Origin of the sequence: Parafrankia sp. Ea1.12 (genome assembly GCF_900465275.1) — a bacterium.
GTDB classification, from domain to species: domain Bacteria; phylum Actinomycetota; class Actinomycetes; order Frankiales; family Frankiaceae; genus Parafrankia; species Parafrankia soli.
The window spans coordinates 1-10,824 of the sequence record NZ_UBIZ01000117.1 but is presented as its reverse complement, the minus strand read 5'-3'; the positions used below and the strand labels follow the sequence as shown (position 1 = coordinate 10,824).

The 10,824-nt window shown below is 73.5% G+C and carries 10 protein-coding genes; 1 reads left to right on the top strand and 9 read right to left on the bottom strand.

The features are described 5' to 3' along the window. From FMEAI12_RS02665 to argC, 9 genes are all read right to left on the bottom strand, one after another. Positions 1-412: DNA-3-methyladenine glycosylase (locus tag FMEAI12_RS02665; RefSeq protein WP_235013623.1), on the bottom strand; the 412-nt coding region annotated here is incomplete at its 3' end. Next, a complete protein-coding gene (gene argH, locus FMEAI12_RS02660; RefSeq protein WP_112104850.1) occupies positions 397-1,995 on the bottom strand; it encodes an argininosuccinate lyase in 1,599 nt (532 codons plus the stop codon). The genes FMEAI12_RS02665 and argH, both read right to left, overlap by 16 nt. Next, positions 1,992-3,194, bottom strand: a complete 1,203-nt coding sequence (locus tag FMEAI12_RS02655; RefSeq protein ID WP_112104849.1) for an argininosuccinate synthase — start codon at positions 3,192-3,194, stop codon at positions 1,992-1,994. The genes argH and FMEAI12_RS02655 overlap by 4 nt, the downstream gene beginning before the upstream one ends. Before the next feature lie 79 nt (positions 3,195-3,273). After that, positions 3,274-3,843, bottom strand: a complete 570-nt coding sequence (argR, locus tag FMEAI12_RS02650; RefSeq protein ID WP_020459352.1) for an arginine repressor — start codon at positions 3,841-3,843, stop codon at positions 3,274-3,276. Next, entirely contained in the window at positions 3,840-4,793 is a 954-nt protein-coding gene (gene argF, locus FMEAI12_RS02645) for an ornithine carbamoyltransferase (RefSeq protein WP_112104848.1), read from the bottom strand. Before argF ends, argR begins: the two co-directional genes overlap by 4 nt. After that, positions 4,790-6,034: an acetylornithine transaminase gene (locus tag FMEAI12_RS02640; RefSeq protein ID WP_071064855.1), complete on the bottom strand. Its 1,245-nt coding sequence runs from the start codon at positions 6,032-6,034 to the stop codon at positions 4,790-4,792. Before FMEAI12_RS02640 ends, argF begins: the two co-directional genes overlap by 4 nt. Then, on the bottom strand, positions 6,031-7,095 hold the full coding sequence (gene argB, locus FMEAI12_RS02635; RefSeq protein WP_071064856.1) for an acetylglutamate kinase: 1,065 nt from the start codon (positions 7,093-7,095) through the stop codon (positions 6,031-6,033). Before argB ends, FMEAI12_RS02640 begins: the two co-directional genes overlap by 4 nt. Further along, the gene (gene argJ, locus FMEAI12_RS02630; RefSeq protein ID WP_020459348.1) at positions 7,092-8,264 is read right to left on the bottom strand and encodes a bifunctional glutamate N-acetyltransferase/amino-acid acetyltransferase ArgJ; all 1,173 of its coding nucleotides are present in this window, start codon (positions 8,262-8,264) and stop codon (positions 7,092-7,094) included. The genes argB and argJ overlap by 4 nt, the downstream gene beginning before the upstream one ends. A gap of 49 nt (positions 8,265-8,313) precedes the next feature. Continuing rightward, entirely contained in the window at positions 8,314-9,378 is a 1,065-nt protein-coding gene (gene argC, locus FMEAI12_RS02625; RefSeq protein WP_041253871.1) for an N-acetyl-gamma-glutamyl-phosphate reductase, read from the bottom strand. Between the two features lie 555 nt (positions 9,379-9,933). Here argC and FMEAI12_RS02620 point away from each other — a divergent pair. Beyond that, positions 9,934-10,824: TIGR04222 domain-containing membrane protein (locus tag FMEAI12_RS02620; protein WP_160144227.1), on the top strand; the 891-nt coding region annotated here is incomplete at its 3' end.

The window sequence follows — 10,824 nt, the reverse complement described above, 5'->3', positions numbered from 1 at the left end:
CCCCGGCGGCCACGGACCCGACCCCGGGCTCAAGCCCGGGCTCGGGCTCCGGCTCGCGGGCGCTGCCCGGAACATGCCGGGCCGGGACGGACCCGGCGACCGCACCAGCCCGGATCAGAACCGCGGCGGCCGTACCCTCCGGACCGCACACGACGTTGAAACACCAGTGCATGCCGTAGACGAAGTAGACGTAGGCGTGTCCGGGCGGTCCGAACATGACCCGCGAGCGCGGGGTCGGACCGCGGAAGGCATGGGACGCCGGATCGTCCGTGCCGCCGTAGGCCTCCACCTCGGTGACCCGCAACGCGACCGGCCCGTGCCGGACCGTCGTCCCGAGGAGATCTCGGGCGACGGCCAGCACGGGCCGGTCGTAGAAGTCGCGACTCGGAACGCCGGTCAGCTCCCGGCCCACGCCCGGTCCCGGTCGAGCACCGGCCCGAGCGCCTCGATCTGCTCCCGGACGCGCGCGGGTGCCGTCCCGCCCGGTGCCGAGCGTGCCTCGAGCGCACCACGCACCGAGAGCACCGATCGGACGTCGGCGGTGAGCAGTGGGTTGATGACCGCGAGATCGTCCTCGGAGACCTCGTCCATGTCGGCGTCGTGGGCCACACACCAGGCCACGAGCTGCCCGACGGCCTCGTGTGCCTCCCGGAAGGCGACCCCGTTGCGGACGAGGTACTCCGCCACGTCCGTCGCCAGCGCGAACCCGTCCGGCGCGGCGGCCGCGAGCCGTTCCCGGCGCACCCGCATCGTCGCGACCATGCCGGTCACCGCCGGCAGCACGACGAGGAGGGTGTCGACCGCGTCGAACACCGGCTCCTTGTCCTCCTGCAGGTCGCGGTCGTAGGCGAGCGGCAGGCCCTTGAGGGTGGTCAGCAGCCCGGTGAGCGCGCCGATGAGCCGGCCCGACTTGCCGCGGGCCAGCTCGGCCACGTCCGGATTCTTCTTCTGCGGCATGATCGAGCTGCCGGTGGCGAAGGCGTCGTCAAGCTCGACCCAGCCGAACTCCCGGGTCGTCCACAGGACGATCTCCTCACCGAGCCGGGACAGGTGCACCCCGATCAGCGCGGCGATGAAGAGGAACTCGGCGGCGAAGTCCCGGTCGGACACCGCGTCGAGCGAGTTGGCGAAGGCCCGGTCGAAGCCGAGCTCGGCGGCCACCCCCGCCGGGTCCAGCGGCAGTGAGGAGCCGGCGAGCGCGCCAGCGCCGAGCGCGCTCACCGAGGCACGCCGGTCCCAGTCCCGCAGCCGGTCGGTGTCCCGGGCGAACGCGTGGACGTGCGCCAGCAGCTGGTGCCCGAACGAGATCGGCTGGGCGTGCTGCAGGTGGGTCATCCCCGGTGCCGGGGTCTCGACGTGCTGCTCGGCCAGCCCGACGAGGGCGGTGGAGAGCTCGGTGACCCGCGCGGCGACCTGACGCGCGTGATCGCGCAGGTACAGGCGCAGGTCGGTCGCGACCTGGTCGTTGCGGCTCCGGCCGGCCCGGAGCTTGCCCCCGAGCGCGCCGAGGCGCTCGAGCAGCCCCCGCTCGAGCGCGGTGTGGACGTCCTCGTCCTCGATGGTCGGGCGGAAGCGGCCGTGGGCGACCGCGTCCGACAGGTCGTCGAGTGCGCCGAGCATCGCCGTCAGCTCGGCGTCGTCCAGCAGGCCGGCGCGGTGCAGGACGCGGGCGTGTGAGCGGGAGGCGAGCAGGTCGTACGGCGCCAGGCGCCAGTCGAACTGCACGCTGACCGACAGCCGCGCCAGCGCCTCGGCCGGCCCGCCCGCGAATCGCCCGCCCCACAGCCGCAGCGGCGGCGTCGACGCGGGGGCGTCCGCCTGCCCACCCGCGCCGGCGTGCCCCCCGGTGTCCTCTCCGTCGGTGTCGTCGGCGGTGTCCGTGCGCGCCGCGTCCGTGCGCGCGGCGTCGCCCTGTGCCCGTTCGGGATCCATCCGTTCCTGCTCCTCGTCGGCCGCTGGGTGACTCCCAGTCGCCACCGACCGAATCGACGTCACGGGTTGAGCCGCTGTTCGCGGGCCGCCCAGACCTTGGTGGGCAGGCCCCACAGCTCGATGAATCCCCGCGCGTCGGTCTGGTCGAACTGGTCGCCGGCATCGTAGGTGGCCAGCGCGTGGTCGTAGAGACTGCCCGGGCTGCGACGGCCCACGACCTGGGCGACGCCGCCCGCCAGCCGGATCCGGACGTCGCCGGTGACACCGACACTGGCCGAGTCCACGAAGGCGTCGAGGGCTGCCCGCAGCGGCGAGAACCACAGCCCGTCATAGACGATTTCGCCCCAGCGCTGGTCGATGCCCCGCTTGAACCGGGCGACGTCCCGCTCGAGGGTGAGGTCCTCCAGGTCACGGTGCGCGGTCAGCAGCGTGACCGCCGCCGGGCACTCGTAGATCTCCCGGCTCTTGATGCCGACGAGCCGGTCCTCGATCATGTCGATGCGACCGACGCCCTGGGCACCCGCCCGGGTGTTGAGCTCGGCGACGAGGTCCACCAGCGACAGTGCCCGCCCGTCCAGCCCGGTCGGCAGGCCGTCGGTGAACGAGATCGTGACCTCGTCGGACGGCCGGGAGACCGTCGGGTCGGCCGTGTAGACGAAGACGTCCTCCGGCGGCTGCGCCCACGGGTCCTCGAGGACCCCGCACTCGGCCGTGCGGCCCCACAGGTTCTGGTCGATCGAGTACGGGGACTTCTTCGAGACGTCGATCGGCAGGCCACGCTCCTCGGCGAAGGCGATCGCCTTGTCCCGGGTCATGCCCGAGTCGCGCACCGGGGCCAGCACGCGCAGGCCCGGGGCCAGCGCCATCACGCCGACCTCGAAGCGGACCTGGTCGTTGCCCTTGCCCGTGCAGCCGTGCGAGATCGCGTCCGCCCCGTGCTGTTTGGCGGCCTCGACCAGGTGCTTCACGATGATCGGCCGGGACAGCGAGGAGATGAGCGGGTAGCGGTCCATGTACAGGGCGTTGGCGCGGATCGCCGGGGCGACGAAGGATGCCGCGAACTCCTCGCGGGCGTCGACGACGATCGACTCGACGGCGCCGCAGGTGAAGGCGCGCTGGCGGATCGCCTCGAGGTCCTCGCCGCCCTGGCCCACGTCGACGGCCAGGGCGATGACCTCGGCGCCGGTCTCGGCACCGATCCAGCCGATGGCCACGGACGTGTCGAGGCCGCCCGAGTAGGCAAGCACGACGCGTTCGGTCACGGAGTCACTCCTTAGTTGATTCTCGGTTCACGTGGTCGTTCATGACGCCGGTGGACGGGAGGTCTGCCCCGCCTGGTCCTCAGCCGGCGCCCGCGCCGGTACCTGCGCCGATGCCGGGATGCCCGCCCGTTCCGGGTGGGACCGCCACCCGTGCGACGCCGTCGGCCAGCGACAGCAGCCGGCCGGCGAACGCTGGCCCACCGGGGCCGGTGGGCCCCGCGCGGCAGACCACCAGGACGGTGTCGTCACCGGCGATGGTTCCCATCACCTCCGGCAGGGCCGCCCGGTCGAGCGCGGAGGCGAACAGCTGCGCGGCCCCCGGCGGGGTACGCAGCACGACGAGGTCGCCGTTGGCCTCGGCCGAGACGAGAAGCTCCTCGCAGAGCCGGGCCAGCGGGATGCGCACCGTCTCGGCCGGCGCCAGGTTCACGTCGACCGAGTACACGAGCGCACCGTTGGCCCCGCGGACCTTCGTCGCGCCGATGTCCTCCAGATCGCGGGACAGGGTGGCCTGGGTGACCTGCACGCCTTCCTCGGCAAGCAGACGCGCGAGCTCCGCCTGCGACCGTACCGACCGCGCCGCGATCAGCGCGGCGAGGCGGGCCTGCCGGGCGTGTTTCGTCAGCGGCGCGGCCGAGCGGATGGTCATCGGGAACCGACACCCGCCGTGGTCTCGTCCAGCAGGAACGACAGCAGGGCCTTCTGCGCGTGCAGCCGGTTCTCCGCCTGGTCGAACACCACGGACCGCGGCCCGTCGAGCACAGCCGCGGAGATCTCCATCTCCCGGTGCGCGGGCAGGCAGTGCATGACGACCGCGTCCGGGCGGGCCGCCTCGACGACCTTCTCGTCGAGGCGGTAGGGCTGGAAGACCAGCGCCCGGCTGTCGGACTCGGTGTCCTGCCCCATCGACGCCCAGACGTCGGTGTAGAGCACGTCCGCGCCGGCCGCGGCCTCGAGCGCGTCGTGCATCACCAGGGCCTCGCCGCCGGTGACCGCACCGATCTCGTTGGCGTGCCGCACGACCTGCTCGATCGGCTCGTAGCCCGGCGGCGAGGCGACGTGGACCCGCAGCCCGGCGAGTGCGCCGGCGAGCAGCAGGGAGTGGGCGACGTTGTTGCCGTCGCCCAGGTACGTCAGGGTCACGCCGGCGAGCCGGCCGCGGATCTCCCGGATGGTCTGCAGGTCGGCGAGCGCCTGGCAGGGGTGGGTGTGGTCGGAGAGCGCGTTGATGACGGGCACGGTGGCCGCCGCCGCCATCCGGTCGACCCTGTCCTGGGCGAAGGTGCGGATGACGATGGCGTCGACGTAGCGGCTCAGGACGGCTGCGGTGTCCTCGATGGTCTCGCCGCGGCCGAGCTGGGAGGAGCCGGAGTCGATCACGATCGGGTGCCCGCCGAGCTCGGCCACCGCAACGTCGAAGGACAGCCTCGTCCGGGTCGACGGCTTCTCGAAGATCAGCGCGACCGAGCGGCCCTCGAGCGGGCGGCGGGCGGGCTTCCGGTCGCGTCGCGTCGCCTTGAGCTGGTCGGCGAGATCCAGCAGTGCGGCCTGCTCGGACGAGGTCAGGTCGGTGTCGAGCAGGAAGTGTCGGGCCGTCATGCGCTGACCTTAGATCCTTCGTCCGACTTCTTCGGGCCGGTCGCCGCGGTCCTGTCCCCCTGGGCGTGGGTCTCCCGCGCCCGGTCGGCGATGCCGGGCAGCGCGGCGACGAACGCGTCGACGTCCGCCGGGGTGAGCACGAGCGGCGGCGCGAGGCGGACGGCGTTCGCCGCGACCGCGTTCACCAGGAAACCGGCCTCGCGGGCGGCGGTCTCCACCTCGGGCGCGAACGGGGCGTCGAGCTCGATCGCGAGCCACAGCCCGACGCCGCGCACCCCGGTGACCCCGGCCGCGTCCGCGGCGACGATGCCGTCGCGCAGTGCGCCGCCGAGCACCGCCGCGTGCTCGAGCAGGCCCTCGGCCACGATCGTGTCGAGCACGGCGAGGGCGGCCGAGCACACCACCGGCCCGCCACCGAAGGTGCTGCCGTGGTCACCGGGACGCAGCAGGTGACCGGCAGCGCCGATCCCGATGCAGACCCCGATGGGCAGGCCGCCGCCGAGGCCCTTGGCCAGGGTGATCACGTCCGGGACGACGCCCTCGGTCTGGTGGGCGAACCACGCGCCGGTGCGGCCGATGCCGCTCTGGACCTCGTCGAACACGAGCAGCGCGCCGTGTGCGTCACAGGCGGCGCGGGCGGCGGCCAGGTAGCCGGGCGGCGACGGGATCACCCCGGCCTCGCCCAGGGTCGGCTCCAGGAAGACGGCGGCGGTCCGCTCGCTGACCGCGGCGGCCAGCGCGTCGGCGTCGCCGTGCGGGACGAAGCGCACGCCCGGCAGCAGCGGTTCGAACGGCGCCCGCTTCCCGGGCTGGCCGGTGATCGACAGGGCGCCCATGGTCCGGCCGTGGAAGGCCCCCTCGGCCGCGATGATCTCCGAACGGCCGGTCCGTCGGCTGATCTTGATCGCGGTCTCGTTCGCCTCGGCGCCCGAGTTGCAGAAGAAGGCCCGGCCGTCCACGCCCAGCAGCTCGATCAGGCGTTCGGCGAGCAGGAGCTGCGGGGTGTTCACGTACAGGTTGGACGTGTGGCCCAGGGTGTCGAGCTGTGCGACTACCGCCGCGCGCACCGCCGGGTGGCAGTGGCCGAGGACGCTCACCGCCACCCCGGCGATCAGGTCCACGTACTCGCGGCCGTCGGCGTCCCACACGTGCGCGCCGGACCCGCGGGTCAGGGCGATGGAGGGACGGCCGTAGGTGGCCATGATGACGGCGTCGCGCCGGTCGAGCAGATCGGCGTTCACGATCCTCCCCCGATGATGTCCACTGTTGCCGGGTCGCCCGCGCTGGAACTGGTGGTTGCCGTGACGGCGCCCTCGACCGCGACGGTGCCGGCGGCGGCGGGTGGGTCGGCGCGAATCAGCGTCCCGATGCCCTCGTCGGTGAAGATCTCGAGGAGCAGCGCGTGCGCGACCCGCCCGTCGAGCACGTGTGCCTGGGGGACGCCGCCGGAGACGGCGCGCAGGCAGGCCTCCATCTTCGGGATCATGCCCGACGACAGGGTGGGCAGGAGCCGCTCGAGCTCGCCGACGGTCAGCTCACTGATCACCTCGTCGCTCGCCGGCCAGTCGGCGTAGAGGCCCTCCACGTCGGTGAGCACGACGAGCTTGGCCGCACCCAGCGAGAGCGCCAGCACCGCCGCCGCGGTGTCCGCGTTGACGTTGTAGACGCCGCCGTCGAGGCCGCGGGCCACCGAGGCCACCACCGGCACCTTGCCCGAGTCGAGCAGGGCGTTGACGGTCGCCGGCTGGACGTCGACCACGTCGCCGACCAGCCCGACGTCCACCGGGCTGCCGTTGACCATCGCCGGGCGGCGCCGGGCGGTGAACAGGTTCGCGTCCTCCCCCGACAGGCCGACGGCGAACGGGCCGTGGTTGTTGATCATCCCGACGACGTCCCGGTTGACCTGGCCGACGAGGACCATCCGGACGACCTCCATGGTCTCCGGGGTGGTGACCCGCAGGCCGCCGACGAACTCCGAGCGCACCCCGAGCCGCTCCAGGTGGGCGGTGATCTGCGGGCCTCCGCCGTGCACGACGACGACGCGGATGCCGGCGTAGCGTAGGAAGACGATGTCCGCGGCGAACGCCTCGCGCAGCTCCGGGCGGGTCATCGCGTTCCCGCCGTATTTGATCACCATGGTGGCGCCGTGGAAGCGGGACAGCCAGGGCAGCGCCTCGATGAGCACGGTGGTCTTGGCCAGCGCGGAATGCCCGCGGGCGGTTGCCGCCGGTCCGCGTGGCGGCGCGGGGATGTTCGCTCCGGCCCACCCCACGGGCTTCACCGGGTTCGTGTCCGCGCTCATGTCGAGTACGCCGAGTTCTCGTAGACGTAGCCGTCGGTGAGGTCATTCGTGCGCACGGTGAGCTCGACGTCGCCGGCGTGCAGGTCGGCGACGATGCTGATCTCCCGCCCGCCGAGGTCGACCAGTTCCCGCGGCTCACCCGGCGCGCCGCCGCGGCACACCTGGATGCCGTTCATGGTCACGTCGAGGCGGTCGGGCTCGAAGGCCGCGGACGTCGTACCGATCGCCGCGAGTACCCGGCCCCAGTTCGGGTCCTTGCCGTAGAGCGCGCACTTGAGCAGGTTGTTGCGGGCCACCGAGCGGCCGACCTCGAGGGCGTCCGCCTCCGAGGCCGCGCCGGTGACCGTGATGGAGATCGTCTTGGTGGATCCCTCGGCGTCGCCCAGCATCTGGCCGGCCAGGTCGTCACAGACGGCGGTGACCAGCTCGGTCAGCTCCGCCTCGGGCAGGGACCGCCCGGACGCGCCCGAGGCGAGCAGCAGCACCGTGTCGTTCGTCGACAGGCAGCCGTCGGAGTCGACGCGCTCGAACGTCGTCCGGCACGCCTCCCGGACCACCCGGTCCAGTGTGGCGCTGTCGGCGACGGCGTCGGTGGTGACGACGACGAGCATCGTCGCCAGCGACGGCGCGAGCATCGCCGCACCCTTACCCATACCGCCGACCGTGACGACACCGTCACCGGCCGCACCGGATGTGCTGGTGCGCACCGCCTGCTTGGCGACGGTGTCCGTGGTGCGGATCGCCTCGGCCGCGGCGTCACCGCCGGCCGGCGAGAGCGCCACGACCGCCTGGGTGACGCCGGGGAGGAGAAGATCCATCGGCAGCCGCACGCCGATCAGCCCGGTGGAGCAGACCGCGACCTCACCGGCGCCGATCCCGAGCGCCGCGCCGACGTGCTCGGCGGTCGCGTGGGTGTCGGCGAACCCCTCGGGGCCGGTGCAGGCGTTGGCCCCGCCGGAGTTGAGCACGACAGCGCGCAGCCGGCCGGTGGTCAGCACCTGACGGGTCCACAGCACGGGCGCGGCCTGCACACGGTTGCGGGTGAACACACCCGCGGCGGCGTCGGCTGGACCATCGTTGACGACGAGGGCGACGTCCGGACGCCCGGACGGTTTCAGCCCGGCGGCGGCGCCGGCGGCCCGGAACCCCCGGGCGGCGGTGACGCTCACTGTTGCTTCCCTTCCCTAGCTGGCAGGGCCCTCGCTGCCACCGGGGCGGTCACGGCGCGAGGCCCTGAACGCTCAGACCGGTGGTCTCCGGCTGGCCGAGCATGAGGTTGGCGCACTGGACCGCCTGCCCGGCGGCTCCCTTGGTGAGGTTGTCGATCGCGGCGACGACGACCACCCGGCCCGCCTCGTCGTCCACCGTCGCCTGCAGGTGGATGCAGTTGCTGCCGAGCGTCGACGACGTGCGCGGCCACCGCCCGGGCGGCAGTACGCGCACGAACGGCTCGTCGTCGTAGAAGGCGCGCAGGATGCCGGTGATCGTGTCGGCGTCGGCGCCGAGGCCCGTCCCCAGGTCGTCACCGGCGGCGAGGTCGGCGGCGGGCCGGGCGGTGCAGGTCGCCAGGATGCCGCGGGGCATCGGCGCGAGCACGGGGGTGAACGACAGCGACACCGGCGAGCGGGCGTACCGGGTGAGCGTCTGGACGATCTCGGGACGGTGCTGGTGGGTGCCGACCTTGTACGCGGTCATGTCGCCCATGACCTCGCTGCCGAGCAGGTTGACCTTCGCCGCCCGGCCGGCGCCGGATGTCCCGCTCGCCGCGACCACGACGATGTCGGACGGGTCGACCGCACCCGCCGCGACCAGCGGGACCAGCGCGAGGCTCACCGCGGTCGGATAGCACCCGGGCGCGGCGACCCGGTTACTGACCCGGATCTCCTCCCGCGCCCCGGGCAGCTCGGGCATTCCGTACGTCCAGGTGCCGGCGTGCTCCCCCCCGTATGCCCGGCGCCATGCCTGCGGGTCGTGGAGGCGATGGTCCGCGCCGAGGTCGACGATGCGGACCCCGGCCGGGAGGGTCGCGGCGACCGCGGCCGACTGCCCGTGCGGAAGCGCCAGGAACACGATGTCGGCGGTGGTCTCCGCCAGCGCGGCGGCGTCGACGAAGACGCGGCCGGCCAGGTCGGGCAGGTGCGGGTGGACGTCGGTCACCTCCACCCCGGCGGAGGTGTTCGCCGCCAGGTCGCCGATCTCGATGCCTGGATGGCCGAGCAGCAGCCTCAGCAGCTCGCCGCCGCCGTATCCGCTCGCGCCCGCCACTGCCGCAGTCACTCCCATGACTGCAACTTTATACACATGACCCTATGAAGATACAAGGGTTTACGGAGCGCGCCGAGGCTCCCACGGAGCGCCCTCACCATGCCACCGCCATCGAGAACCTCCCTGAAACCCTGAAACACGGCCCTACCTGCCCGTTGAGCGACGGTTGACGCCCCGGGGGACCACTGTGGGCACACTGGTCCCGACGCCACTCCGGACAACGGCGTTCCGGAGGCGGGTCGGGGTGGGCGGTCACGGCCGTCCACCCCGATCGTCACACCGCCCCGCCGGTCATGCGGGCCGCTACCGCCCCCGGATCACGAGAAGGCACCTGCCCGGTTCGCCGCCCGTAACGCGCGCTTCCGATCAGGCCAGGTGGCCCCGCCCGCCTCGCCCGCCCGGGCCAACTCGCCCGTCCGGTCCGTCCTGTCCGTCCGCCTCGTGCCATCGCCCGGCCGTCCGGGAACCACTCGCGTTGAGAGTTCGACAACAAACCGTCAGTCACCTGACAGTCGGCCCCCGGGCCGGGATGCCACCATCCCGGCGTCGGGCCGACCCAGGATGGGAGTGACGATGGCGATCTCACTCGGTTACCTGCTCACAGTGCTTGCCGCGGTCGCCGTCGTGGCGGACATGCGGGCGAGGGCGGTGCGCGGACGCGGACGCGGACATGGAGCGGTGCATCCCGATCCACAGTCGGTCCCGATCGAGGACCTTGCGCTGGTCACCGCCGGCCCGAAGCGCGCCGCGCTGACGGCGCTCGTGGGCCTCTACGAGGCCGGCGCCGTCGACATCCCGCTGACCTGGCGACTCAGGGTGGCCGGACCACTCCCGCCGGGAAGCACACCGCTCGCCGCGAGCGCGCACCGGCTGATCGCGAGCGCCGGCCAGCCGCTCGTGCGCGGGATTCTCCGCCAGCTCGCCCGCGGCCCCGAGATCCGGACCGCGCAGGCACGCCTGGCCGCCGCCGGATACCTGCCGCCCGCTGGTCAGGCCCGCCTGCTGCGCATCCTGCGGCTGGTGCTGCCGCTGGTCATCGTCGCGGCGGCCGTCGCGTTGACCCCGCTGGCGGACGACGGAGACGGGGCTGGCCTGGTCCCGGTGGCGATGGTCGCCGCCGCGGTGGCCGTGATCACTCTGGCCCGACCCGTGCCGGTCACCCTGGACGGCCGCCGGCTCGTGCAGGCCGCCGGTACCCGCGCCGCGGGTTACGCGGACGGGGGTGTCCCCGGTCAGCGCGCCGTGGCGGTCGCGCTGTTCGGACCGGCGGCCCTGCGGCGCGCCGACGCCGTCCTCGCGCGGCGAATGGGCGTCGGCTCCCGGCCCCAGCACGCCCGGCTCGGCGGCCGCGGCGGATCCTCCCGCGGCCACACCGGCTCGACGGACTCGAGTGAGACCGCCTTCGGCGGATTCGCCGGCTGGTTCGCATTCGGTGGGGACGGCTCGCACCACGGGGGCTGGGGG